The 24,524-nt window shown below is 53.1% G+C and carries 26 protein-coding genes; 14 read left to right on the forward strand and 12 right to left on the reverse strand.

The genetic code is table 11. The annotated features are described in order from the left end of the window. Positions 1-43: 43 nt before the first annotated feature. Positions 44-1,045: a type I glyceraldehyde-3-phosphate dehydrogenase gene (locus GH984_RS01360; protein WP_153718414.1), complete on the forward strand. Its 1,002-nt coding sequence runs from the start codon at positions 44-46 to the stop codon at positions 1,043-1,045. Continuing rightward, on the forward strand, positions 1,035-2,246 hold the full coding sequence (locus GH984_RS01365; RefSeq protein ID WP_153718415.1) for an MFS transporter: 1,212 nt from the start codon (positions 1,035-1,037) through the stop codon (positions 2,244-2,246). Before GH984_RS01360 ends, GH984_RS01365 begins: the two co-directional genes overlap by 11 nt. On the opposite strand, the gene GH984_RS11045 is transcribed toward GH984_RS01365, so the two are convergent. From GH984_RS11045 to phbB, 3 genes are read right to left on the reverse strand one after another with little or no spacing between them, the layout of a single operon-like run. Then, entirely contained in the window at positions 2,170-3,792 is a 1,623-nt protein-coding gene (locus tag GH984_RS11045; protein WP_369691885.1) for a GMC family oxidoreductase, read from the reverse strand. The two genes, GH984_RS01365 and GH984_RS11045, sit on opposite strands and share 77 nt — an antisense overlap. Then, a complete protein-coding gene (locus GH984_RS01375; protein WP_153718416.1) occupies positions 3,789-4,352 on the reverse strand; it encodes a class I SAM-dependent methyltransferase in 564 nt (187 codons plus the stop codon). The genes GH984_RS11045 and GH984_RS01375 overlap by 4 nt, the downstream gene beginning before the upstream one ends. Positions 4,353-4,360: 8 nt before the next feature. After that, a complete protein-coding gene (phbB, locus tag GH984_RS01380) occupies positions 4,361-5,083 on the reverse strand; it encodes an acetoacetyl-CoA reductase (protein WP_153718417.1) in 723 nt (240 codons plus the stop codon). Positions 5,084-5,232: 149 nt separating this feature from the next. Between phbB and gshA the strand changes: the two genes are divergently transcribed. The 12 genes from gshA (at position 5,233) to GH984_RS01440 (ending at position 15,948) form a co-directional block, all read left to right on the forward strand. Continuing rightward, positions 5,233-6,819, forward strand: a complete 1,587-nt coding sequence (gene gshA, locus GH984_RS01385; protein WP_153718418.1) for a glutamate--cysteine ligase — start codon at positions 5,233-5,235, stop codon at positions 6,817-6,819. A gap of 32 nt (positions 6,820-6,851) precedes the next feature. Next, positions 6,852-7,688, forward strand: a complete 837-nt coding sequence (locus GH984_RS01390; protein WP_153718419.1) for a type II secretion system F family protein — start codon at positions 6,852-6,854, stop codon at positions 7,686-7,688. Then, positions 7,681-8,538: a type II secretion system F family protein gene (locus GH984_RS01395; RefSeq protein WP_153718420.1), complete on the forward strand. Its 858-nt coding sequence runs from the start codon at positions 7,681-7,683 to the stop codon at positions 8,536-8,538. Before GH984_RS01390 ends, GH984_RS01395 begins: the two co-directional genes overlap by 8 nt. Next, positions 8,535-8,903, forward strand: a complete 369-nt coding sequence (locus GH984_RS01400; RefSeq protein WP_153718421.1) for a DUF192 domain-containing protein — start codon at positions 8,535-8,537, stop codon at positions 8,901-8,903. Before GH984_RS01395 ends, GH984_RS01400 begins: the two co-directional genes overlap by 4 nt. Next, on the forward strand, positions 8,900-9,379 hold the full coding sequence (locus GH984_RS01405) for a tetratricopeptide repeat protein (protein ID WP_153718422.1): 480 nt from the start codon (positions 8,900-8,902) through the stop codon (positions 9,377-9,379). Before GH984_RS01400 ends, GH984_RS01405 begins: the two co-directional genes overlap by 4 nt. A 58-nt stretch (positions 9,380-9,437) precedes the next feature. Beyond that, entirely contained in the window at positions 9,438-9,689 is a 252-nt protein-coding gene (locus GH984_RS01410) for a Flp family type IVb pilin (protein WP_153718423.1), read from the forward strand. Between the two features lie 3 nt (positions 9,690-9,692). Continuing rightward, positions 9,693-10,892: a hypothetical protein gene (locus tag GH984_RS01415; RefSeq protein WP_153718424.1), complete on the forward strand. Its 1,200-nt coding sequence runs from the start codon at positions 9,693-9,695 to the stop codon at positions 10,890-10,892. Continuing rightward, complete coding sequence (locus GH984_RS01420) at positions 10,889-11,617, forward strand: hypothetical protein (protein ID WP_153718425.1); 729 nt, start codon at positions 10,889-10,891, stop codon at positions 11,615-11,617. The genes GH984_RS01415 and GH984_RS01420 overlap by 4 nt, the downstream gene beginning before the upstream one ends. A 103-nt stretch (positions 11,618-11,720) precedes the next feature. After that, positions 11,721-12,206 carry a hypothetical protein gene (locus GH984_RS01425; protein ID WP_153718426.1) on the forward strand — a complete coding sequence of 162 codons (486 nt, stop codon included), beginning with the start codon at positions 11,721-11,723 and terminating at the stop codon, positions 12,204-12,206. Positions 12,207-12,347: 141 nt separating this feature from the next. Then, positions 12,348-13,127: a Flp pilus assembly protein CpaB gene (gene cpaB / locus GH984_RS01430; protein WP_153718427.1), complete on the forward strand. Its 780-nt coding sequence runs from the start codon at positions 12,348-12,350 to the stop codon at positions 13,125-13,127. Then, positions 13,124-14,401: a type II and III secretion system protein family protein gene (locus tag GH984_RS01435; RefSeq protein ID WP_153718428.1), complete on the forward strand. Its 1,278-nt coding sequence runs from the start codon at positions 13,124-13,126 to the stop codon at positions 14,399-14,401. The genes cpaB and GH984_RS01435 overlap by 4 nt, the downstream gene beginning before the upstream one ends. After that, positions 14,401-15,948 (forward strand): TadA family conjugal transfer-associated ATPase, encoded by a 1,548-nt coding sequence (locus GH984_RS01440; protein WP_153718429.1) that lies wholly within the window; start codon positions 14,401-14,403, stop codon positions 15,946-15,948. Before GH984_RS01435 ends, GH984_RS01440 begins: the two co-directional genes overlap by 1 nt. On the opposite strand, the gene GH984_RS01445 is transcribed toward GH984_RS01440, so the two are convergent. The 9 genes from GH984_RS01445 to edd are packed head-to-tail and all read right to left on the reverse strand — an operon-like array spanning position 15,941 to position 24,455. Then, positions 15,941-16,249, reverse strand: a complete 309-nt coding sequence (locus tag GH984_RS01445; protein ID WP_153718430.1) for an SUF system Fe-S cluster assembly protein — start codon at positions 16,247-16,249, stop codon at positions 15,941-15,943. The genes GH984_RS01440 and GH984_RS01445 overlap by 8 nt on opposite strands. Further along, positions 16,246-16,692 carry a Fe-S cluster assembly sulfur transfer protein SufU gene (gene sufU / locus GH984_RS01450; protein WP_153718431.1) on the reverse strand — a complete coding sequence of 149 codons (447 nt, stop codon included), beginning with the start codon at positions 16,690-16,692 and terminating at the stop codon, positions 16,246-16,248. The genes GH984_RS01445 and sufU overlap by 4 nt, the downstream gene beginning before the upstream one ends. A 2-nt stretch (positions 16,693-16,694) precedes the next feature. After that, on the reverse strand, positions 16,695-17,918 hold the full coding sequence (locus GH984_RS01455) for a cysteine desulfurase (protein WP_153718754.1): 1,224 nt from the start codon (positions 17,916-17,918) through the stop codon (positions 16,695-16,697). A gap of 5 nt (positions 17,919-17,923) precedes the next feature. Next, positions 17,924-19,252, reverse strand: a complete 1,329-nt coding sequence (gene sufD / locus GH984_RS01460) for a Fe-S cluster assembly protein SufD (protein WP_153718432.1) — start codon at positions 19,250-19,252, stop codon at positions 17,924-17,926. Between the two features lie 18 nt (positions 19,253-19,270). Beyond that, entirely contained in the window at positions 19,271-20,026 is a 756-nt protein-coding gene (sufC, locus tag GH984_RS01465) for a Fe-S cluster assembly ATPase SufC (protein ID WP_153718433.1), read from the reverse strand. Positions 20,027-20,069: 43 nt separating this feature from the next. After that, positions 20,070-21,518 (reverse strand): Fe-S cluster assembly protein SufB, encoded by a 1,449-nt coding sequence (gene sufB, locus GH984_RS01470; RefSeq protein ID WP_153718434.1) that lies wholly within the window; start codon positions 21,516-21,518, stop codon positions 20,070-20,072. After that, positions 21,502-21,975: an SUF system Fe-S cluster assembly regulator gene (locus GH984_RS01475; RefSeq protein ID WP_153718435.1), complete on the reverse strand. Its 474-nt coding sequence runs from the start codon at positions 21,973-21,975 to the stop codon at positions 21,502-21,504. Before GH984_RS01475 ends, sufB begins: the two co-directional genes overlap by 17 nt. A gap of 54 nt (positions 21,976-22,029) precedes the next feature. Then, a complete protein-coding gene (eda, locus tag GH984_RS01480; protein WP_153718436.1) occupies positions 22,030-22,653 on the reverse strand; it encodes a bifunctional 4-hydroxy-2-oxoglutarate aldolase/2-dehydro-3-deoxy-phosphogluconate aldolase in 624 nt (207 codons plus the stop codon). Beyond that, entirely contained in the window at positions 22,629-24,455 is a 1,827-nt protein-coding gene (gene edd, locus GH984_RS01485) for a phosphogluconate dehydratase (protein WP_153718437.1), read from the reverse strand. The genes eda and edd overlap by 25 nt, the downstream gene beginning before the upstream one ends. Positions 24,456-24,524: the final 69 nt, after the last annotated feature.

Here is a 24,524-nt window from a genome sequence, read left to right on the forward strand (position 1 = left end):
AGAGAATGCCACACCCCACCGCTTATCACGAGGTTTAGCGCACATGGGATACCGGATTGCGATAAACGGTTACGGCCGCATTGGCCGCAGCGTGTTGCGCGCCATAATTGAGCGCGCAGACACCCGTAACCTTGAAATAGCGGCAATTAATCAACCCGGTGACGCAGACTCAATTGCTTTAGCAACTCGCTATGACAGTAACCATGGGCGCTTTAAGGCCGCCGTCACCGCCCATCGAAACTGGCTTGAATTTGACGGCCAGAAAGTTGCGCTATACCCCGGAGTCTCAGCAGAAGAACTACCCTGGAAGCAGCTTGGTATTGACCTGGTGCTGGATTGCAGCGGACAGCCAGCCGATCGAAATCTCGCTGCTGCGCACCTTCAGGCTGGCGCAAGAAAAGTCCTGTTTTCCAACCCCGCCACAAAAGACGTGGACGCCACGATTATTCATGGATTTAATGACCACATCCTTCAACCCGAGGATCAAATTATTTCGGCTGGCTCATGCACAACTAACTGCCTTGTCCCGCTGTTAGACGCCATCGACTCTGCATTTGGGATTCTGCACGGCGGCTCAACAACGCTGCATGCCGCCATGAACGATCAACCCGTTAGCGATACGATTACCCAAGGCAGAGCCGCTCTAAACGCAATGGTACCGGTTGATACCGCGTTAGCTGCGGGTATCGCCCGTTTACTCCCGGCGCTAGCTGGAAAAATCGAATGCACCCATATTCGTGTTCCCACCACAAACGTATCGGCCATGGACATCAGCTTAAGCCTGCAGAAAGCCACAAGCGCCGAGCAGCTAAACAGCCTATTTTCCACGCGGAGTGCGGATCAGTGGCGCGGCATCATTGATGTTAATGCGGACCCGGTAAGCTCAGTGGACTTCAATCATGACTCGCATTCAGGAATCATTGACCTGCGCCAAACCCGCGTGGCAAAGGGACATTTCGCTAAAATCGTCTGCTGGTTTGATAACGAATGGGGCTTTTCTAATCGGATGGTTGATATTGCACAGCGGCTCGCACATGCTCAGTAATCGTACTGCGCAACCCTCCCTTCCCTTAGCCCTCATCTTATTATGGGCAGCGGGCCTCTATCTGCGGCTCACCGTGATGGTGGCCCCGCCGTTAGCGCCGATTATTGCCGACGAGTTACAACTGAGTCAGACCGGGTTGGGGGCACTCACAACGGTACCGATCTTAATGCTCGCAATCGCGTCACTCGGGGCGGCTTGGGTGATTAGTCGGATTGGGGCTCGTCAAACGCTAATCATCGCGTTATTGGGTGTTGTACTGATGTCTAGCTTGCGGAGCTTTGCAAGCGCTGCCACCTTGTTATTTATCGCCAGTGCGTTGATGGGTCTGGCCATTGCAGCAATGCAACCGGCACTCCCCACCCTGCTTGGCGCCTGGTGGCCATCGCGCCTTGCGCTCGGTACTGCGGTCTACATGAACGGCATGTTAATGGGCGAGGTCGTGGGCTCAACTTTAACCCTGCCCCTTATCATGCCTTTAGTCGGCAATGATTGGCGCGCCGCCATCATTTTTTGGTCGCTGCCTGGGCTCATTCCTGCGTTGGGAATCCTACTACTAACTCGTGGCCGGGGCGTTGCAACCAATGCGCCTGGCAGCAGCGCGCGCTGGATGCCAGACTGGCGTCACCCTCTGGTATGGCGACTCGGGGGCTTATTAGGCGCAAGCGGCTGTCTTTTCTTTGGCACTAACGCTTATCTTGGCGCCGTTTTACAAGGCCGCGATGAGAGTCACCTCATTGCCATTGGACTCATTCTGCTTAACGGCAGTCAACTAATTGCTTCAGTACTCATGTTTTGGTTTTCGCGCTATTGGCTCGGCCGGGCAAAGCCTCTGATTACCCTGCTTAGCGTTGGGCTTATTGGCCTAATATGGTTTATTTTTCTGCCGGGTTGGTTGGGGCTGGCGGCGTTGGGGCCTGCCGGGGTTGCCGCCGGGATGGTCCTTATTCTGCTGATGGGGCTGCCGCCCGTTTACCGCCAAGGCATGGCAACCGCCGGTTTAGCGGCCGGCATGTTTACCATCGGGTCTATCGTCAACTTCGTTGTGCCGCTTTTTGGTGGTTTTCTCGCAGACCTCACTGGGCAGCTCAACTGGGTACTGCTACCGATTGCCGCTTATGTATTAATTAGCTTGCCACTTGCGCGCGGGCTGCCTGATCCTCAAGCATCAATTCTGACGCCTTCTCAGCAATCATCAGAGTAGGTGAGCTGGTATTACCAGAGGTAATGTTCGGCATAATTGAGGCATCGACAACGCGTAATCGATCAATCCCATGCACTCGTAGCCGTTCATCCACAACGGCTCCGGTATCATCCACAGGCCCCATCCGACAGGTGCCCACCGGGTGAAATATCGTGGTTCCGATCTGACCAGCCGCCGCAAATAAGGCCTCATCATCCTGTTTATCTGGCCCGGGCAAGAGCTCTTCCGGACCATATTTCGCTAATGCTGATGCACTCATAATTTTCCGCGTCAGCCGTATCGAGTCGGCCGCCACTTGTTGATCGCCAGGCGTGGAAAGATAGTTAGGAACAATGATCGGAGAACGAATGTCATTGCGCTCAGACAGGCGAACATATCCCCGACTCTCCGGTCGCAAATTACAGACAGACGCGGTAATCGCAGGAAACGGGTGCAGGGGGTCGCCCAGCTTCTCAGTGCTTAAGGGCTGAACATGGTATTCCAAGTTGGCCCGCGGCTGATTAGCGCTGCTTTTAGCAAAACAGCCCAGTTGACTTGGCGCCATTGAAAGCGGACCACGCCGCGTAAAAATATACTCAAGACCCATGGCCAAGCGGCCGAGTAACCGATTCGCTTTTTCGTTTAATGTTTTCGTATTATTTACACGAAATACCGTTCGTAACTGCAGATGATCTTGAAGGTTTTTCCCAACACCAGCCAAGTGATGCAAAGGGGTTATACCCAGCGGACTGAGGTCGGCCGAGTCTCCAATTCCTGCGCGTTGAAGCAACATGGGGCTGTGCACTGCGCCCGCCGCTAAGACAACCTCTTGCCCAACCTGAACCGTCTCAAGGCTGCCTTGATGAATGAAGGAGACGCTAGTCGCTGTTTTATCAACAAATCCAATTTCTGTGACTTCAGCCCCAAGCAACACGGTCAGATTTGGGCGCTTTTTGATGGGGTGCAAAAATGCTCTGGCCGCGCTCACGCGCACGCCGTTTCTTTGATTGACATGAAAGTAGCCACACCCTTCGTTATCACCGGCATTAAAATCATCGGTTGGCGGTATGCCGCATTCTGCCGCTGCATCACGGAACGCCCCCAAAATCTCCCAAGACAGCCGTTGGTGTTCGATCCGCCACTCTCCCCCCTGCGCATGCCAGTGATTCTTTATAAACGCGTGATCTTCGTGACGTAAGAAAAAAGGGAGGACCTCTTCCCAAGACCAGCCGGCATTGCCTTGAGCGGCCCATGCATCGTAATCCGCGGCTTGCCCACGCATGTAGATCATGCCGTTAATTGCGCTGGAACCACCAATGACGCGACCACGGGGATAGTTAAGACTGCGGCCATTCAGGCCGGCGTCAGGCTGAGTCTTCATGCACCAGTCTGTGCGCGGGTTATTCATTGTATAAAGGTAGCCAACGGGCACATGAATCCAGAGATACCGATCGTTACCGCCCGCCTCGAGCAATAAGACATCGTTGCGCGGGTTCGCGCTGAGCCGGTTTGCCAGCAGACAACCCGCGGTACCCCCGCCCACAATGATGTAGTCGAACTGCCTCACCGCTTGGGTTTATCCCATCGATAAAACCGCATTGGTGGAATATTAAACCACTGCCATTCGACGCTGGGTTGGCCCAAAATCTGGCTACCAATCTGCTTTACCGCATTCCGGAATTGATAGGCAACAAACCGCCCACCCGGCTTCAAAGATGCCCACACATCTTCGATGATTTGTTGCCCCACCTGATCGTCCATCGTTGAAAATGGAATACCCGAGAAAACAACATCCGGTGCCTCAAGGTTGTATTGGGACAATAGCGCCTTTAAATCAGCAGCCGTTCCAGTACAAGGGATAAGCCGAGGATCACCAATAGCCTCTAAGTGCCTGATGAATTGAGGATCAATATCAATGGCTAATAACCGCGCCCTCGGGCCCATTGCGTTAAGAACGGCGCGCGTTGTACCCCCCGTACCCGGCCCAAGTTCTACCAGCGTATCGGCGCTGGCGGGGTCGATTTGCCGAACAATATGCTGCTCTAGCGCCTTAGAGCTCGGTATGATCGAGCCGACTTGACCGGGTTGGCGCAAAAACCCCTGAAAGAACTTCCATTGCTCATTCATTAATTTACTCACGTCATGTACTGGCCGCCATTCAAATGTAATGTAGCACCAGTAACAAATCCTGCCTCTTCACTCGCGAAGTAAGCAACCGCCTTTCCAATTTCAGCTGCCTGACCTAATCGGCCAACCGGAATCTGAGCGATGATTTTTTCCAACACGGCTTCCGGTACCGCAGCCACCATCTCTGTATCGGTATAACCGGGTGCCACTACATTTGCCGTAATGCCTTTGCGCGCGTTTTCTTGTGCAACAGATTTGGTAAAACCAATTAAGCCCGCTTTTGCAGCGGCGTAGTTCGCCTGACCCATCTGGCCTTTCCCGCCATTAATAGACGAAATCTGAATGAGACGCCCAAAGCTTCGCTCGCGCATTCCGTTGATAACGGCACGAGTCATATTAAATGCTGAAGTAAGGTTAGTTCTGATAACACTATCCCACTCGTCACTGGTCATTTTATGCAGCATTCCATCGCGCGTTATACCCGCATTATTCACCAAGATATCGACACTGCCATACTGTTGCTCAATGCTCGCTACGCCCTCTTGGCAGGCCTCAAAGTCGCCAACATCCCAGCGCTGGGCTGGCATGCCGGTATTTCGCGTAAACGCAGCCGCCGCATCTTCATTCCCTTGGTAAGTCACAATAACCTGATGGCCCGCATCCTTTAGAACGCTCGCAATCGCGGCTCCGATCCCACGCGTTCCTCCTGTGACCAGTGCAACTCTTGGCATCTTCAACTCTCCTGTATCAGCAATTTCCACAGCCCCGACAATACCGAGGACAGGGGATGCATGCGAGTTGCACTGCAGCATAGGCATTTCAAAACTGCTTCACTACGGGCACAATTCTGCGGTGCTGAATAAAACGATGTGAGAAAACAATGAATCAGAGCGCCGAGCGCCGGGTAAGACGATTACAACAAAGTGGGGAACGCGGTTTGCTCTGTGGCAGCCGACGCGGACTCGAGAAAGAAAGCTTGAGAGTGACTCAAGACGGACATATTGCCCAAACTCCCCATCCTGCAGGCTTGGGCTCCGCCCTCTGTCACCCTTCTATTACTACCGACTACTCAGAGGCACTACTAGAGCTCGTTACCGCGGCATATACCGACGAAAGCGAGGCGCTAGCGCGCTTGGATGCCCTGCATCGATATACCTACTCGCAGATCAATGATGAACTCCTGTGGGTAACCAGCATGCCTTGCATTGTGGGTGGGGAGGCAGCAATTCCGATTGCCAACTATGGCAGCTCAAACATCGGTCAAATGAAGCATGTCTATCGGCGGGGGCTTGCTTGGCGCTACGGCCGCTCGATGCAGGCCATCGCCGGTATTCATTTTAATTACTCCTTCAGTGAGTCTTTTTTGCGCGCGGTACAAACCCGCGAGGAAGACTCACGCGATTTCACCGTTTTCCGCTCGGAATTCTATTTTCGTTTGATTCGCAACTTTCAACGCTATGGCTGGCTTGTTCCGTATTTAATGGGGGCATCTCCAGCCATCTGCAAATCGTTTACGGGCGGTCAAGATCTCGGATTCGATTCATTCTCGAAGCACACGTACTACACGCCCTGCGCAACGTCTTTACGCATGAGCGATATTGGGTATAAGAACAATGCCCAAGCAGCTTTGAACATCAGTTATAACGACCTCGATGCGTACGTAGATACCCTCCGCGCCGCGATCGAAACGCCAGACCCCGAATATGCACGCATTGGCACGTATGTGGACGGGGAATGGCGGCAACTGAATACGAATATTCTGCAAATCGAAAACGAGTATTACAGTTTTGTTCGCCCTAAAGCGATTGCGCAAAGCGGTGAGCAACCTACTTGCGCGCTTCGGCGGGCCGGCGTTGAGTATGTCGAAATACGGGCATTAGATTTAAATCCTTTCGAGCCGGTGGGGGTCAACGCCGAACAGCTAGAATTCTTAGAGGTGTTGCTGCTTTTATGTCTGCTAGAAGATAGCCCACCCATTGATCCTGCGGAGCAAAGTCATATCAATGCCAATCAGGGGCTTGTGGCACGCAATGGACGTGACCCGGACTTGACTCTTTATCGTGGCGACGGCAACCGCGTGTGCCTAAGGGATTGGGCAGCCGAGCTGTTAGCGGCGATGGAAGGCCCTGCAGAGCTCCTGGATGAAGTCCATGGCGATGCGCGCTATCGCCGCACGCTAGCTACATTTCGTGAACGAGCCAGTCATCCTGAGCTCACGCCATCGGCACAAATTCTTGATGAGATGCGTACTAACAAAGAAGAATTTGTGGAGTTTGGGAAACGACTATCCAACCAGCACGCCAATACGCTGCGCAACCATCAGCTAGATGCAGAAAGTATTCTTGCACTGCAAGCTGAGGCAACAAAATCTCTTGCAGAGCAGGCCGCACTCGAAGCGGTGCCTGAACCGTCTTTTGAATCTTTCCTTAAAAGCTATTTTTCTCAGGAACCGATGACCGGTAGTTGATCCATGGCGGCCTTAAAGGTTGACTGAATAGCATGCTTTTATTCAGTTTTGCCTTTATTGCTAGCACGCTTGCCTTTTTGGCCAGCTGGTTTTTATTAACCGAAGCGGGCCATCAATATCATCGGCGTATTGCTGGCAAAGTCAGTGAAGATCTCCGAACTCAATTCGTGAGTGCAAGCCAGATTCAATTAACGCTGGCGGGCATCATCCCTTGTTTTCTATTGTTAGCCACCCCCTTACTGGGCATGCCGTGGCCATTGGCAATAGTCTTTTCGATAGCGGCCCTCGGCATCCCTGCCATCGGCGCAAAACGCCTTCGAAAACGACGTCATGAGCAGTTTATCGCGCAATTACCAGATGCACTGCTCGCCCTCGCCTCATCGCTGCGCGCAGGCGCCAACCTCTCTCAGGCCATTATGTTGACCGGCCAGCGCCAACCTGATCCGTTAGGGCAAGAATTTGCGCTGGTACAGGGGCGTCAGCGCCTTGGCGATGATTTAAAAACCGCTTTAGACAGCCTTTGTCAGCGATTTCCCTCAGCAGAGCTTCGCCTATTTCGAGATGCATTGGTGATTTCACATCAAGTTGGCGGCGATCTTGCCGGAACGCTTGAGACCGTTTCGAGCACGTTACGCGAGCGAGCGCAGATCGAGGAGAAGGTGCAGGCACTCACCTCAATGGGGCGTATGCAAGGCAAAGTGATGTGCCTCCTGCCTGTTGCCATTGGCGGCATGCTTTATCTACAACAGCCCGAAATGATGCAGCGCCTGTTTACAGAGCCTATGGGGTGGGCGGTGCTTGGGGTGGTCAGCGTGATGATGACGCTCGCCATTTTTATGATTCGTAAAATCGTGAATATCGATGTCTGAGTGGGTTATTGGCTTTACGCTCACGTTGCTGGTCGTGGCTGGTGCGGATTTACTTCGGCCATCGCATTGGCGAATTACGGAGCGCTGGCGTGACCCTGCCCCCTGGTTAATTCGCTGGTTATTGCCCCTTGCAAGGAAGGCGCAATGGATGGTGCGCATTTCGCCCCGGCGCACTTCAAACATCATCGCCGCTTTAAACCGAGCCGGCTTGGGCTACACGCTTTTACCTCGGGAATACATCGCTTTGCGCATAATAATGGGTTTGCTTGCAGGCGCGCTTGGATTCCTAATTCATCCCGATAAAGCATGGCTAGCCGGATGCATCGGAACAGGGCTTGGCTGGAGCTATCCGGCAATCTGGCTTACCGATCAAACCCGACAACGTCAAAAGTTGATCGAGCGGAAGTTCCCCTCATTACTGGATCTGCTATCACTTAGCGTGCGGGCTGGGTTGAGTTTTAACGCTGCCTTAACGCAGTGCACACAGCGGATGGAGCCCGGCCCACTTCAAATCGAATGTCAGCGATTAATAAGGGAGCTACGCACGGGCACATCACGCGAACTGGCTTTAGAGCACTTAGCGGAGCGCGTTGATTTAGCGGCCATGAATAATTTTGTTGCGGCAGTCTTACAGGCTGAGGCCACTGGAGGGTCAATCAGCCATATTCTTGATGATCAGGCTGTCCAGCGCAGGCGGGAGCGTTTTATGCGCGCAGAGAAGGCAGCAAACGAGGCACCCGTGCGCATGCTTTTACCCCTCGTCGCCCTGCTCTTTCCCATCACTTTTCTGATTATCGGTTTCCCGATTGCTATGCAGTTTATGGATAGCGGGATTGGGGCGTCTTTATGACACCCCCATTCAAGGTCGGTTTAAAGGTCGAAAATGCGGATGGAATTTATTTTGAAGTCACACTCGCTACTCGCAAACATGAGCGCGGCCGCGGGCTGCTTGGCAGTAAACCGTTAAGCGGACAAAAAGGTTTGCTGCTCTGGCCAGGTGGTAGCGTTCATACCTTCGGCATGACCTACCCCATTGATGTGCTGTTTCTTAATCATGAGCTTCGCGTTCTGCATTGCCAGCGTTTTTTACGCCCCTGGCGAATCGCGCTAGCGCCCTGGAAAACGCAAGGCACCTTGGAGTTAGCCGCCGACGAAAGCCAACTCATTGATATCGGCCATCGATTTTATCCGTTCTATGGAGACTTCAATCAATGATTATTCCAATAACCCAACGCATGAGTCTTCTTCTCATTACGCTACTGATAACCGGTTGCAGCATCACTGAGCAGATTAACATCGGCCCGCCTGGCTTTACTGAGCGCTTAGAGCTAGCAGACAAGGCCTTTCAGCAAGGCCAGCATGAACGCGCATCCGCACTCTACACAACGCTTGCTGACGACAATAGAGGCTTGCCACTCCCCACACACCGGCTGGGCATTATGGCTTATCACGCCAATGATTTACCCGAGGCACAAGAGCAGTTTGAGCGCACGCTAGCGCGCGAGCCTGAACACGCCGCCTCCCAATACAATTTGGCAATGGTTCATCTGGAATCAGCTCGCCGATTGCTCCGCCAACACGAACGCTTACAACCAAAACGCGCCGCTAGTCCGACGCTGATGGGCCTGCGCCGGGCACTTGAGCAAATCGCTAGCGATGAGGCGACTAACGGTACTGGGCAGCAACCTTAAGTCATCGTTAACTTATTCATTCCTAAAGGCGAACGATTCACTCATCAAGGAGTACAGCATGGAAGCTCGGCAACAAAGCGGACAAGGCATGTCCGAATACATCATCATCACCGCTTTGATCGCGGTCGCTGGCATTGGTGTGTTTGCCGCATTTGGCGACACCATCTCAAGTCAGGCAGCAGCCATGGCTCGAGAGATGGCAGGTCAAGATGGCGGCGCGCAAGTCCAACAAGCCGAATCAAATTCTCAAACCGCCGCGACACGATCTTCCGAAGAAGGCACCCTTCAGAACTACACTGAACAGAACTAAACGATGCGAGATTTGCATCCGGAGTCCGGCCAGATCCTGCCAGTACTGTTTGCGGTAATTGCCATTGGCCTTACCGCACTCATGCTGGCGGATCGTATTGCAACGGCAATGTCCGATCAATCGCGGGTAACTGATGCAGCCGACTCCGCCGCCTATAGCGCTGCGGTTTGGACTGCAAGGCGCTTGAACTTTGTGGCCTATACCAATCGTGCAATGCTGGCCAACCACCTATCGGTTGGGCATGTGGTGGCCTACATTAGCTGGGCGCGCTACGTTGAAGACTCAATCAGGGGCCTGGACCACATTGCCAAGTTGCTGAAGTTAACCGGGATACTGGCCACTGTTGGCGCGGCCATTGCCCTAGTAAAAAAGAGCTTTAGCGCTGGGGTGCAAGCGTCAGAGATCGCTGCCCGTGGCTACATTCTAGCCACCAATGGGTATAACACCGCCTTAAGTCTAGCGCAGGCTGATGCAGTGTCGCTCCTTGAGCCATCTCAAATCACACGACTGCAACGAAGAATTGTTGCCGGCCATGATTCGGCCTTTTCCGTCAATTCTTTGGCCGGGATCAATTCGGTGCCGGGTCCATGGGGCGCGATTACCGGCGGCCTGATCATAAACTTATATGCGGATCTACTACAGCACATTGACCCTGAAGTTAGGCCGCGCAATGACCCATATCTGCAAGACATTGTTAATCGCACCATTAGTCATGAACCCCGTTTAGAACGCTGGCTGAGCAACAGTAATCGACGGGGTTGGCAAGTCAATTTAGTGAATGTGGTTAAAATTCGAAAACAGGGCAACAGCCAGCGCCCGCCCGAGCATCCGGCAGATAACTGGCAGTCATCGGATCGCCTGCAGTGGAGCTTGTTTGATGGCTTCCCATTTGGTTGGGGTGGCTGGTCGACCCTGGCACAAGGGAAAGCGAATGCCCAATCGCTTACCGGGATTTATGAGGGCATTACAAGCTATGTCAGGATCGATCCCGACAGTGGCGACTATCCCCAGTTTATCTTTCCCGCACTGGTGACCACCGACGACGAACGCACTAACGCTCACTTAAGCCTGGCGGTTGTCGAATACAAAATCCCACCCCGTTGCGGTGGCAGCGCGTGCCCTAGTGCCGACGATGTAGCCACGCTCTTCAACCCCTATTGGAATGCCCGACTCATTAGCTCATCTGAGGTTATTACCCAATGAACCGGCAACAGGGCAGTGCCCTGAGCGAGACCTTGATTGGGCTAATGGTGCTTCTGCCCGCGTTTGTTGCCATGGATTATTTGGGTCGCTTGCAGGAAATGCGACGCGACAGCATCGAGCTGACCAGAGCCGCAAGCTGGGAAACCACAGTCAGGCCGGTGGCCGATGCACTGGGCAATCCATCTATTTCGCGAATGGCAGGCATGGATCGAACGGTAGATAACCCGTTGTGGCAACGCCACGGCACTTCATTAATTGACAACAACAACCCACCGGAAATAGAGCGTACTAAAAATCCGGACGGCGAATTATTAAGTGAATACCGTTTAGGCGTAAGAACGTTTGCGCACGGACAGTTCATTCCCGACTGGGTCAGCTTGCTTGGGTTATCTGGAAACATGCTCGGGTTACCGCAAGAAACCGCGCCCATCAACACCGCTGCGGTGAATGCGCTTGCCCTGCTCGATACCGTAGAGCCGGACAAACCCATCACCTTTAATCCAACGGCCAGCCTTACGCCAGATAGTTGGGTGGCTCATTCCGATGCCGAGTATCAAGCGCGTTTGGAGCAGATCAGCTATAGCGGCGTTGTCTGGGCATTCACCATACCTGCGCATCTTGTACTCGGTTTTTTGCCAATTTTTAAGGAGGGGCGCTATGCTGCCGCGACCGATTTTATTCCTCAGTCTCGCATTCATTCTAACTCTCGCAAAACCGGCCGCTAGCGCGACCTGTGATCTAGCCATTGAGCGGTTTACGCCGCCGACTGATGCGGCAATCGTGTTGCCGTGGACTGCAGTCGAATTGGATGATGTTCAGTTTTGCCAGATGAGCTATCGCACAAGGCAAAGCCTTAACACGGTTGTAGACGAATTTGAGGCCTTATTTCTCAAATGGCATGGATCTGATCCGCAAACCTTCCGCTCAAAAAACCACGTAAGCCTTTTTGGAATCCACCCAGAATATAATGACTATGTAGAAATCAGTAATGCAGAGAAGCACTCCGTTGTCAGCCTGAGCTTAATGAGACCGAGTGACGCCGAGGCGCCCCTTACAAGTTCAATCAAGTCATTCGCTGGCTTACCCGTGGTCAGCCAGTCCCGTATCGGTGGAATGACGATTTATCACCTTGCAACGCCGTATGGCATGACCGCCGCGCGAAGTCAGGTGCTCGCGTACCTGAAACAAGAAGGCTGGGAGCATCAACCCACGTTTACTGCAGACGCGATGCTTATGCGTGGCGAGTCGTTGGCCATGGTTCAAGCAGTGGATGACAGCGATGCTTTAGCGCTCACGATTATGAGAGATGAGTAGCGCCGAATATCTAGCCATAACCGCTGGCCTAATCACGGTATGGCAAGGCGTTGAACAGATCATTAATTGGCTAAGCGTTCATGAGGAAAGGCTCCTCTGGTCGCTCAGCATTCCTCTATAGCAAACGACAAGGAGAGTCAGATGCGCCCTCTTCAGCGCGGAGCATTATTACTGGCAGGCGCCGTTGCCACCGGCATCGGAGGTGCTTATCTTACCGAGCAAAAAATAGAACAACATTTAACGGCCGCTGAAGCGGCGTTGCAGGGCGATTACGAAAAACGCCAGGTACTTGTAGCGGCGGGTGACCTTGCACCAGGCGAACGCGTTGGCAACGACACAATTGCAGTTCGCGCCGTGCCAGCAACCTATCTCCATAGTGGTGCCTATTCTTCCAACCAATGGTCGTCGGTTGCCGGCAGCGAAATCAGCGGACCGATGCGGGCCGGTGAAACCCTGCTACCGGCGCATATTCGGCGCAATGATGAGCGCCGCCTTGCCGCCCGGCTGCATTCAGGAGAACGCGCCATTACCTTGCCGGTTTCTTCAAGTAGCTCGGTAACCGAGCTTATTGAACCGATGGACAGCGTCGATTTGATGCTCACCCTGCGTGATGGTGATACCCCTATGACTATCCCTTTGCTTGCAGAGGTCACGATCTTGGCAATTGGCAATCGGCTTGCCGGGGTGCCCGACGATGGCTTTGGACAGCGCAGCCAGCACATCACCGTTGCGGTCAATCCACTCTCTGCCGCACGCCTAACCCACGCGCTTACTCTGGGTGACATTCATCTAGCGCTTCGCGCTCCAGGAGATGCGCAAACGCCCCCCGCTTTTCTCATCGATGAGTCCTCCATAATTGGAGACTCAGCAGAAAATCCAGTCGGCAATGAAATCGAGGTAATTATTGGAGGTACCCTATGAAACGGCACTGGATAGCCCTCATGCTCTCGGCTGGTTTTTCCTTTGCCGCGGCCGCTGACCCCATCGAACTCACTATTGGCCACACGCAATTGCTATCGACCCCAGAGATTACTCGAGTTGCTCTTGGTGATGGTGCCCTTGCCGAGGTTCGCGTACTCGAGGAACAAGAAGAAGTGCTGCTCATTGGCCGCGCCAGTGGCATGACCGACCTTCGCCTTTGGTTTTCAGACGGACGACGCGAACATAAAGATCTTATCGTAAAGAAAGACGGCAATGACCCAAATGCCGCCATTTTGCGCTATCTAGTTGATGAGATCGCCGGGGTAGACTTAATTGAAATAAATGACAGTCTGTTTCTCTCGGGTAGTGCCGCCAGTCCAAATGACCAAAAAAGACTCAATCGACTCCTCGAAGGGTATCCAGACCTTGCTAATTTTACCGAATTGGGCGCTTCAGACACCGCCCCGACCATACGCATCGAGGCACGCTTTGTTGAGTTACGCAAAACAGCACTTGAACAGATTGGGCTGGATTGGAATACACGATCGCCCGCCATTAGCTTTTCTTATGCATCTGATTTGATCGTGAATGACTTCTTTCGCGGGGATTTTCCGGGGTTACCCGGTAATGACCAACTACCCTTGAATATCGGCACCTCCACGCGGTTTTTAGGCCTTGGCCTATCTTTAAGCGCATTTATCGATCTATTAGGACAAGCGGGGGATGCCAACATTATCGCAGAGCCCATGCTCTCAACGATCAGTGGCTCCAGTGCCGAATTTAAAGCCGGGGGCGAAGTGCCATTTCCTGTTCAGGGGGTTGATGGCGAGACCACGGTGGAATTTAAGGAATATGGCATTTTACTCAAGGTTGCCCCAAAAGCAGCCAGCCAGAATTTAATCAGCACACAGATTGAGGTGGAAGTCAGCGATATTGATGACTCAGTTGCCGTACTCGGCCTACCCGGATTTACCGTGCGCAACGCCAGCACACACATGCGCGGCCCCAGCGGCCGTACGTTAATTATCGCAGGATTAATCGACAGCAAAAACTCCACCGTCATGAATCAGGTGCCGGGGCTCAGTCGACTGCCCGTACTAGGCCACCTTTTCAAATCGACACGCTTCCAAAACGACGAGACGGAACTTGTGGTGATGGTGACCCCGTACCTTGATACCGATGATAGCCCCACTGCCTTGCCGACAAACGACTTAATGCCCAATGCAAGTAACGCCCGTGCAACTCCCCTACCCTTGTTAAAGGACAGCCAATAATGAATGCGTACCAGCTCAGATACTCGCCGCCCGATAACGTGCCAGTCCAGCTTGCATTAAACCCAACTGATAGCTACGAATTGGGCAGCAGCCAATCCGCTGACCTTTGGCTTGATGAGCCAACCGTAGCGCGCCGCCACGCCGTTTTAGAAGTCCGTGATGCGGGTGTTTTTATCGAAGCTAAAGCAGGTCGCCATCCGGTGCGCCTCAATGGTGAGGTCGTGCGGCATGCCGGTCCCCTTGCCGTGGGTGATGAGATTCGTTTGGGAGACGCACCGGCAATCCATTTAGAATGCCAACTTCCCCCTATCGAAGACGCGGTTGAAGCACCGCCATCACCATCGCCCTTACCCATTGACCACGCGACACCCGACCCCGAACTTTGCCGCCAATTACAGGAGGCAATTGGGCGCAGCCTAGATCTTTATCGACGGAATGTTCTGGAAACACTCAGCCCTAAAGAATTGCGAGCCGAGGCAAAAGCGACTGCCGAGGGAATCATCAACGATGGCGATATTAGGCTACCAGAGGGCGTATCGGCAGAAGAGTTGATTGCCCATGTAGTGGCCGAAACGGTTGGATTAGGGCCGATAGAAACTTTACTGCAGGACAGCGCAGTCAGTGAAATCATGGTAAACGGACATAACCAGATATTTGTTGAACGTGAGGGCCGAATCAAGCTATCTCCTTTTCGGTTTAGCTCCGCTCACTCACTAACCCAAGTCCTTGATCGAATCATCTCGCCAATAGGTCGCCGACTCGATGAGGGCTCCCCACTGGTTGATGCCCGACTGCCCGATGGATCGCGCGTCAACGCCGTGATACCACCCCTATCTTTAAATGGGCCGGTTGTCACCATTCGTCGCTTTCGAGACGATCACCTCGACCTTACCGCCCTAACCCAAAGCCAAGCACTTAGTGCTGAGATGGCCCATTTCTTAAAGTCATGTATTGAAAATCACCGTAACCTGCTGATAAGCGGTGGAACAGGCACGGGTAAAACAACCTTACTAAATGCGCTTTCAGCCTGCATCGATCGCTCAGAACGCATTATTACCATCGAAGACTCCGCAGAACTTAAACTACAACAAGACCATGTCATTACTTTAGAATCACGCCCCGCCAACATTGAAGGCAGCGGTGAGATCACCATTCGTGATCTTGTACGAAACGCCCTACGTATGCGCCCAGATCGTATTCTAATCGGCGAATGCCGCGGCGGTGAGGCACTTGATATGCTTCAAGCAATGAATACCGGGCATGATGGCTCACTGACCACTGCTCATGCGAATACGCCAAGAGATGCCCTTGCGCGTTTAGAGGTGATGGCGTTAATGGCAGGCATGGATCTGCCAGCACGTGCTATCAAAGAGCAAATTGCCTCCGCCATTGATGTGATTGTGCAGCTCAGTCGCATGCCGGATGGGAGTCGAAAAGTGGTGGCCATTACTGAGGTAGACGGCATGGAGGGCGAGCGTATTTTGCTCAATGAGCGTTTTGTATTTGATGCCGAATCCGGCCATCGCTCTACCGGCAGCTTTACATAAACCCGAGCTGAAAACGGGCCCGCTCTGACATTCTGTCTTGGGTCCAGGGTGGGTCCCAGGTGAGCTCAACCTCTGCACCCTGCACCCCCTCCACCTGTTCGACCGCTGCCTTAACCAAAATGGGCATTTGACCCGCCACAGGGCAGGCAGGCGAAGTTAATGTCATGATGACATCCACAAAGCCCTCATCATCCACAACCACTTCATAAATAAGCCCTAGCTCATAGATATCAACGGGCAGTTCGGGGTCATAGACATTCTTAAGCGCGGCGATGCATGCGTCATAAATCGTCTGAGTCATTCGGTACTGACCTCCACATCGCCTTGAATTGCCGCATGGAACGTATGCCAAGGCAGTGTTGCGCATTTAACACGCATGGGATACTCACGAACGCCGGCCAACACCGCTAGCTTGCCGAGCTTCGGGTCAGGCTCCTTGCTCATATCCGTAACCAGCGTTTGGAACTGCGCCATTAACTCCTGCGCCTCCGCAATCGTAAGCCCCTGCAGGCTGTCGGTCATAATCGAAGCGGACGCCTTAGAAATCGCACAACCATCACCCGTGAATTGAATGGCCTCAATGGTTCCAGCCTGACTCAGATTTAGTTGAACATGAAGCTGATCCCCACAGAGGGGATTATGCCCATCCGCTGCATGCGTGTGGGGTTCTAAAACACCATAGTTTCGCGGATTTTTGTTGTGATCAAGAATAACTTCCTGATAAAGATCGCGAAGATTAGACATGGTTACGCAAACATTTTCCGCACACGCTTTAACCCGCTTACCAGTGCATCAATGTCGTCTCCCACGGTGTAGACTCCAAACGATGCTCTGGCGGTTGCAGGCACACCAAAACGCGCCATCAGCGGCTGCGTGCAATGATGCCCTGTGCGAACAGCAACCCCGTCCATATCTAAAATCGTTCCGATATCATGGGGGTGTGCATCTTCCATCACAAACGAAATAACCCCTGTTTTCTGGGGCGCCGTACCAATGATTTTTAACCCAGGAAGTGCCTTAAGTTGTTCAGTGGCATAGCTCAAAAGCGTCTGCTCGTGGGCTGCCACCGCAGCCATGCCAACGCCTTCTAAATACTCCAACCCAGCGCCCATGCCAATCACACCGGCAATATTTGGTGTTCCGGCTTCAAACCGCTGCGGGGGTTCGGCATATTCGGTTTTCTCAAAGCTCACGGTACGAATCATATCGCCACCGCCCTGATAGGGTGGCATTGCCTCGAGTAATTCGAGCCGCCCCCAAAGCACACCAACACCAGAAGGCCCATAGGTTTTATGGCCTGAAAAACAATAAAAGTCTGCGCCGAGGGCTTGGATATCAACAGGCATATGCGGTGCTGATTGGGCACCGTCAAGTAACACCGGAATAGACTTTGCCTTGGCCAGCGCAATCATTTCCTCAGCCGGGTTTACGGTACCGAGCGTGTTAGAAACATGAACAAAGCTAACAAATCGCGTGCGCTCATTCAGCCGCTCCCGGTAGGCAGCAACATCTAGGGTGCCGTCATCATTCACCGGCACCACCACCAGTTTGGCACCGGTGGCTTCGGTTACCATTTGCCATGGCACGATATTGGCGTGGTGCTCCATACCGGTGATTAACACCTCATCACCCGGCCCCAACTTTGGCCTAACAAACGATTGCGCAACCAAATTAATGGCTTCTGTCGCCCCGCGAACAAACACAATCTCACGCTCGTCGGGCGCGTTAATAAAGCGTTTCACCACCCCACGAACAGCCTCATAGGCTTGGGTAGATTGCTGAGAGAGCGAATAAACGCCACGATGAATATTCGCGTAATAGCTCTCATAACATTCCCGCTCGGCATCAATAACCACCTGCGGTTTTTGTGCACTTGCTGCGCTATCTAAAAACGCAAGCCGGTGACCATTCATTGGCTTACCAAGAATCGGGAAATCATCTCGAATACGGTGCGCCACGTTATTAGCCATCACACTCAAAGAATTGCTCCAACGTTAATATCGGCAACACCGAGACGATGCATCAGCACATCACGAACGTGATCTCGCACCGCCGGCACACGGAACATATCAACGATCTCCCCAGCAAATGCCAGCGTTAACATACCCGTTGCGCTTTCAACGCTAATACCGCGAGTGCGAAGGTAAAATAAGGCCTCTTCATCAAGCTCGCCCACCGTCGAGCCATGCGTGCACTTCACATCATCGGCAAAGATCTCTAGCCGCGGATTTGAATGGGCAAAAGCCCGCTTGCCTAACACGAGGTTACGATTCTCTTGAACCGCGTCAGTTTTTTGCGCGCACTCAAAAACTTTAACCAACCCATCAAACACCGTTTCTGAACGACCCTGCAGAATTCCTTTAAAACGCTGCCGGCTGTAGCAGTTAGGCACCCGATGATTAAACCAGGTATGGAAATCGGAGAACTGTCGGCCATCCGTTAAATAGATACCGTTGCAATCGATCTCGCCACCTTCACCCTCTAGATCTGCAATCAAATCTAGCCGGGCCAGCTTTGCTCCATCGGCCACAAAAGCCCCACGCAAAGATGTGTCACGCTGTGAGGCAAGGTTTGCAGTGCCGATATTGATGATGTTGCTGCCGTCTTCCTGCAAACGACTGTAGTCGAGGATAGTATTTGCGGCGGCTGACAGCTCACTGACTGGGCATACCAATGTTGTCGTCTCATCGTCACCGATAAAACGCTCGATAATCCGCACCTCAGCATCTTCCTCAGCTTCGACCACTAGGCGCGGATAAACCGCACGCCCATCCGCATCTGCGGTAATAATATGTGTAATCGCCACCGGTTTTTCGATGCGAGCACTTCGCGCAACATGCACATAAGCCCCATCAACGAAAAACGCCGTATTTAAAGCGACAAACGGATGACTCTCGACATTGGCCCGACTGCCCAGCGCCGATACCAGTCGCTCTGGCGCCTGTTCGTTGTATTCGCTAAATGGTGTGACTGTTAGGCCACTGGGGAGCCCCGCCAAATCGGAAAGATCAGCCACGAACCGCCCATCAACAAACGTGAGCCGATAGCAATCTCCAACCTCGCCGAGTCGAGCGACTAAACCTTGTGGTGCGGCACCCTTGCCTTCCGCTAACGGGAAGTGTGCGTCTGTTACCGGCTTTAAATTGGTTTTCCGCCATGCCTCTTCGCGTGGCCCCGGAAAACCTCGCTGTTCAAACGCCTCAATGCCGCGCCGCTGAAGGGCTTCACACCAAGTACCAAGCGTATGCTGACGCGCGTTGAACTCTTCGAAGTAAACGCTCGTTTTCTGCGCAACTGCTTCCATCAATAACTCCTTTAGGTCTTAGGCCGCGGCTTCTTCGAACGCCGCGTAACCATCGACTTCGAGTTGCTTGGCAAGCTCTTTATCGCCCGTCTTAACGATTCGCCCATCAACAAAGACATGCACAACGTCTGGCACAATGTAATCCAACAGACGCTGGTAATGAGTGATCACCAAAAATCCGCGCTCTTCACTACGCATTGCGTTCACACCGTCTGAGACGATTCGCAGTGCATCGATATCCAACCCAGAATCGGTTTCATCAAGAATGCATAGCTTCGGCTCTAGCACCGACATGTGGAAGATTTCATTGCGCTTTTTCTCACCGCCAGAAAAGCCATCGTTGACCGGGCGTTGAAGCAGGCTTTCATCAAGCTTCACCCGCTTGGCTCTTTCCTTAACAAGCTGCAAAAAGTCCATGGCGTCCATCTCATCCTGCCCGTGATGCTTGCGGATTGCATTGACCGCCGCCTTCAAGAAGTAGGTGTTAGAAACGCCAGGAATTTCAACCGGGTATTGAAAACCCAAAAAGATGCCCATGCGTGCGCGCTCTTCTGGCGGCAGCTCTAAGATGTCCTCACCCTCATAAAGGATCTCACCTTCGGTGATCTCATAGGCTTCATCACCCACTAAGACTTTAGCGAGCGTACTCTTGCCGCCACCGTTAGGCCCCATGATGGCATGCACTTTGCCAGAGTCTAAGGTGAGATCAACGCCTTTCAGCACCTCTGTGCCCTCAACGCTGACATGCAAATTACGAATTTCAAGCAGTGCCATTTCTGACTCCCGATTCCAAATAATAATAAATAAGCTGCCTGCCTTAACCGACAGAATCTTCTAATGTAATTTCTAAGAGTTTCTGCGCCTCTACGGCAAACTCCATGGGCAACTCGCGGAAGACCTCTTTACAAAAGCCATTCACGATCAGCGAAATGGCATCTTCCTGAGAAATCCCGCGCGACATGCAATACAGCAATTGATCTTCACCAATCTTAGAGGTTGTTGCCTCATGCTCGAGTTGTGCGGTGCTGTTATTGACATCCAGATAAGGGAACGTATGCGCCCCACACTCTGAGCCCATTAGCATCGAGTCACACTGCGAGTAATTGCGTGCATTTTCGGCAGTCGGCGCAATCCGCACCAGCCCACGATAAACCTGCTGGCCTTGGCCCGCGGAAATGCCCTTCGACACAATCGTACTGCGGGTATTTTTACCCAGGTGAATCATCTTGGTACCCGTATCAGCCTGCTGACGCATGCGACTGACCGCAACACTGTAGAACTCGCCGACCGAATCATCACCACGCATCACCACACTTGGATACTTCCAAGTAATCGCAGAGCCTGTTTCGACCTGTGTCCAAGAGATTTTGGAGCGGTCTCCCGCACAAACTCCACGCTTAGTGACAAAGTTATAGATACCGCCTTTGCCTTCCTTATTACCGGGATACCAGTTCTGGACCGTGGAGTACTTGATCTCAGCATCATCAAGTGCAACAAGCTCTACAACCGCCGCATGCAGCTGATTTTCATCACGCATGGGCGCGGTACAGCCTTCTAAATACGACACATAACTGCTGTCTTCAGCAATAATCAACGTGCGCTCAAACTGCCCCGTATTGGCCGCGTTAATACGGAAATACGTTGACAGTTCCATCGGACAGCGTACCCCTTTAGGGATAAACACAAACGACCCATCAGTAAAGACTGCGGAATTGAGCGCGGCGAAAAAATTATCGCCGGGAGGCACGACCGTGCCCAAGTACTTCCGCACCAGCTCTGGGTGATCGTGCACCGCCTCAGACATTGAGCAAAAGATCACGCCCTGCTCGGCGAGCTTTTCTTTGTATGACGTTGCGACCGACACCGAATCAAATACTGCGTCTACCGCAACGCCTGCCAGCATTTCTTGCTCGTGTAATGGAATGCCGAGCTTTTCGTAGGTTTCACGAATCTCTGGGTCGATATCATCTAAGCTCTGCGGACGATCTTCATCGCGCTTTGGCGCGGCGTAGTAGCAAATTGCCTGAAAATCGATCGGATCGTAATGGACATACTGCCAATCGGGCTCTGGCATGTTGAGCCAATTCCGATAGGCTTCCAAACGCCACTCGAGTAGCCATTCTGGCTCATTTTTCTTGGCCGAGATAAACCGAATCGTATCTTCGCTCAAACCCGGTTCGGCGCGATCCTGCTCGATATCAGTAAAAAAGCCTGCGTCATACCCTTGCTGGGTAAATCGTTCGATGGTTTCAGTGCTCGCGGACATGGCGCACTCCCGTATATTCCAAGGTCTGAATTGAGGCATTCATGGCACCGCTTTCGGCAGCGGCCATCTCAGCCAACGTAATTTCCGATAGTGCCTTCGACACCACATCGTTAATGTGATTCCAAACACCACTAACCGTGCACTGGGCACCGTATTGGCACGCCGAGCGCCCTTCTTCAATACAATCCGTCAGCGCAATTGGCCCTTCAAGCGCCATAATTAAGGCAGCAACGGTTAGCTGCTCCGGCGCCCGTGCCAGCCCATACCCGCCTTTTGCGCCTCGGTAAGATACCAACACACCCGAGCGGGTCAGTTGCTTGAGGATTTTGCTGACGACCGGCTGGGGCAACCCTCGCTTTTCAGCCAGATAGGCCGCGTTGAACCGCTCCTCTGGCGCCTTTGCCATCAGCGTAAGGATGCCGAATCCGTAATCTGTTTCACGGTTAAGCCGAATCATGGGCCAAAGTATAACTTAATCAGGACTGCTTTGGTACATTTTAAACTAGCAAATTTACTTTAGCGTCGAGGCCGCCTCTGCAAGCCGCTGAATAGCCTGCCAATCGCAGGCATGCACAGACTCTGCCGGCGAAAACCAACTACCACCAACACAAATAACATTGTTTTGTTTCAGATATTCGCTCGCATTATCCCGGCTGATCCACCCGGTTGGACAAAAAAGCACATCAGGAAATGGCCCAGCAAATGCTTTGAGCGCATTCAGACCCCCTGCTGCCTGCGCCGGAAAGAACTTCAAAACCGTATAACCACCCTCCTGTGCGCGAATAATCTCCGAGGCAGTGCTCACTCCCGGCAGTAAGGGCATGCGTGCCGCATGCGCAGCGGCCATTAGCCGATCTGTTGTTCCCGGGGTAACGATAAATTGCGCGCCAACATCAGCTGCCGCTTGCACCTGATTGGGCTTAACGCAGGTTCCAACGCCGACAATAGCCTCGGGCACCGCCTTTGCAATGGCCTGGGCGCTCGCTAACGCAACGGGGGTACGCAGCGTAATTTCCAATACCGGCAAACCGCCTGCCACCAGCGCCTGCGCTAATGGGACGGCAACCTTTTGATCTGTAATTGAGAGTACCGGCACAACCGGTACCTGATTTAAGAACTTTTCGATGGTGTCCAAGACAGCGCTCCTGCTTCTGCTGAGGTGGTAACAGCGCGAAATTGTTGGAATAACTCACGCCCCATGCCATGTTGTGGCTCACTTTCAGGCATGCTCGCGTCTCTGCTATTCCATTCTTCCTCGGCAACCAATGCGCTTAGGACCCCCTGCTCGGCATCCAGCCGAATAAGATCACCATCACGGATGCGTCCAATTGCCCCATCACTTGCCCACTCTGGGCTCACGTGAATTGCCGCTGGCACTTTTCCTGAGGCGCCAGACATACGCCCATCGGTAACGAGTGCCACTTTTTGCCCGCGTGCCTGCAGTACACCGAGCTCTGGGCTTAACTTATGCAACTCGGGCATCCCGTTTGCTCGGGGACCTTGTCCGCGAACCACACAAACAAAATCGCCCGTAAGTTCGTTAGCCCGAAACGCGGCCAGCACCGATTGTTGATCCGTAAACACCCGCGCTGGCGCCTCTACAACACGATGAACCGGATCAACGGCAGAGACCTTAATGACTGCACGGCCCAAATTGCCCTCCAGAATGCGTAACCCTCCGTCTTCCGAAAAGGGTTCCTTTACAGAACGAAGCACTGCCTGATCGCCGGAAGCCAGCGGGGCTTCGCGCCACGCCACACCGCCTTCCGCCAATATGGGTTCTTGGGCATAAGCTGCCAACCCATGGCCCGCCACAGTCAGAACATCCTCATGTAAAAGGCCTGCTGATAATAGCTCACGCACCAAAAGCCCCATTCCGCCGGCTGCATGGAAATGGTTAACGTCTGCCTCGCCATTGGGATAAATCCTTGCAAGGAGAGGCACAACGGCCGAAAGATCCGAAAAATCCTGCCAGTTCAGTGTAATACCAGCCGCTTGGGCAATCGCAATCAAATGGATGGTGTGGTTCGTAGAGCCGCCCGTCGCCAGTAGACCCACGATACCGTTAACCAGCGCCCGCTCATCAATCACGCGCCCCACGGGCGTAAAGTGCTCGCCCTGAGCCGAAATATTAACAATCCGCTGGCCTGCGGCGATGGTCATTGCATCGCGCAGCGGTGTGTTGGGATTAATAAAGGCCGCGCCTGGAAGATGCAGGCCCATTACCTCCATCAACATCTGATTGCTATTGGCGGTGCCATAAAAAGTACAAGTGCCTGGGCCATGATACGACTGAGACTCGGCCTCCAGCAGAGCCGCGCGATCAATTTTCCCTTCCGCAAACAAACCGCGGATCCTCGCTTTTTCAGGATTAGGCATCCCCGATGTCATTGGCCCCGCGGGCACAAAGATACAAGGCAGATGACCAAAATGAAGGGCGCCAATCAGCAACCCGGGCACAATCTTGTCGCAAACCCCTAAACAAAAAACGCCGTCAAAGGCATTGTGGGACAACGCCACCGCAGTGGCCATGGCAATCACATCCCGACTGAATAATGACAACTCCATGCCCGGCTGCCCTTGCGTGACGCCGTCACACATAGCCGGAACACCACCGGCAAATTGCGCCGTACCGCCGGCATCACGTACCGCGTGTTTTAACAGCATAGGGAAGCGCTCAAGGGGCTGATGCGCAGATAGCATGTCGTTATAAGCCGAAACGATAGCGATATTGGGTTTCTGCAGGCCCTTAATGAGTGGCTTATCGGCACCAGAGGCCGCAAACGCATGCGCCAGATTTGTGCACGAAAGCGTGCCGCGGTGCGGGCCCTCCTCCGCTGCAGCGGAAAGTCGCTCCAAATACGCGCGTCGCTGGTGATGACTGCGCGCAATAATCCGCGCTGTAACTTCTTCCACCACCTGATGAGACGCAACCATAAAGCTCTCCTATTGTCTGTCTGATACGCTAACGTTACCTTTTTTATCATTCATCGTCAGATGCTCGGG

The organism is Spiribacter salilacus (genome assembly GCF_009649225.1).
Taxonomy (GTDB): domain Bacteria; phylum Pseudomonadota; class Gammaproteobacteria; order Nitrococcales; family Nitrococcaceae; genus Spiribacter; species Spiribacter salilacus.

Coding starts and splice junctions, on each gene's coding strand:
- GH984_RS01360 (WP_153718414.1), top strand. CDS start 44: ATGGGATACCGGATTGCGATAAACGGTTACGGCCGCATTGGCCGCAGC.
- GH984_RS01365 (WP_153718415.1), top strand. CDS start 1,035: ATGCTCAGTAATCGTACTGCGCAACCCTCCCTTCCCTTAGCCCTCATC.
- GH984_RS01375 (WP_153718416.1), bottom strand. CDS start 4,352: ATGAATGAGCAATGGAAGTTCTTTCAGGGGTTTTTGCGCCAACCCGGT.
- phbB (WP_153718417.1), bottom strand. CDS start 5,083: ATGCCAAGAGTTGCACTGGTCACAGGAGGAACGCGTGGGATCGGAGCC.
- gshA (WP_153718418.1), top strand. CDS start 5,233: ATGAATCAGAGCGCCGAGCGCCGGGTAAGACGATTACAACAAAGTGGG.
- GH984_RS01390 (WP_153718419.1), top strand. CDS start 6,852: ATGCTTTTATTCAGTTTTGCCTTTATTGCTAGCACGCTTGCCTTTTTG.
- GH984_RS01395 (WP_153718420.1), top strand. CDS start 7,681: ATGTCTGAGTGGGTTATTGGCTTTACGCTCACGTTGCTGGTCGTGGCT.
- GH984_RS01400 (WP_153718421.1), top strand. CDS start 8,535: ATGACACCCCCATTCAAGGTCGGTTTAAAGGTCGAAAATGCGGATGGA.
- GH984_RS01405 (WP_153718422.1), top strand. CDS start 8,900: ATGATTATTCCAATAACCCAACGCATGAGTCTTCTTCTCATTACGCTA.
- GH984_RS01410 (WP_153718423.1), top strand. CDS start 9,438: ATGGAAGCTCGGCAACAAAGCGGACAAGGCATGTCCGAATACATCATC.
- GH984_RS01415 (WP_153718424.1), top strand. CDS start 9,693: ATGCGAGATTTGCATCCGGAGTCCGGCCAGATCCTGCCAGTACTGTTT.
- GH984_RS01420 (WP_153718425.1), top strand. CDS start 10,889: ATGAACCGGCAACAGGGCAGTGCCCTGAGCGAGACCTTGATTGGGCTA.
- GH984_RS01425 (WP_153718426.1), top strand. CDS start 11,721: ATGAGCTATCGCACAAGGCAAAGCCTTAACACGGTTGTAGACGAATTT.
- cpaB (WP_153718427.1), top strand. CDS start 12,348: ATGCGCCCTCTTCAGCGCGGAGCATTATTACTGGCAGGCGCCGTTGCC.
- GH984_RS01435 (WP_153718428.1), top strand. CDS start 13,124: ATGAAACGGCACTGGATAGCCCTCATGCTCTCGGCTGGTTTTTCCTTT.
- GH984_RS01440 (WP_153718429.1), top strand. CDS start 14,401: ATGAATGCGTACCAGCTCAGATACTCGCCGCCCGATAACGTGCCAGTC.
- GH984_RS01445 (WP_153718430.1), bottom strand. CDS start 16,249: ATGACTCAGACGATTTATGACGCATGCATCGCCGCGCTTAAGAATGTC.
- sufU (WP_153718431.1), bottom strand. CDS start 16,692: ATGTCTAATCTTCGCGATCTTTATCAGGAAGTTATTCTTGATCACAAC.
- GH984_RS01455 (WP_153718754.1), bottom strand. CDS start 17,918: ATGGCTAATAACGTGGCGCACCGTATTCGAGATGATTTCCCGATTCTT.
- sufD (WP_153718432.1), bottom strand. CDS start 19,252: ATGGAAGCAGTTGCGCAGAAAACGAGCGTTTACTTCGAAGAGTTCAAC.
- sufC (WP_153718433.1), bottom strand. CDS start 20,026: ATGGCACTGCTTGAAATTCGTAATTTGCATGTCAGCGTTGAGGGCACA.
- sufB (WP_153718434.1), bottom strand. CDS start 21,518: ATGTCCGCGAGCACTGAAACCATCGAACGATTTACCCAGCAAGGGTAT.
- GH984_RS01475 (WP_153718435.1), bottom strand. CDS start 21,975: ATGATTCGGCTTAACCGTGAAACAGATTACGGATTCGGCATCCTTACG.
- edd (WP_153718437.1), bottom strand. CDS start 24,455: ATGGTTGCGTCTCATCAGGTGGTGGAAGAAGTTACAGCGCGGATTATT.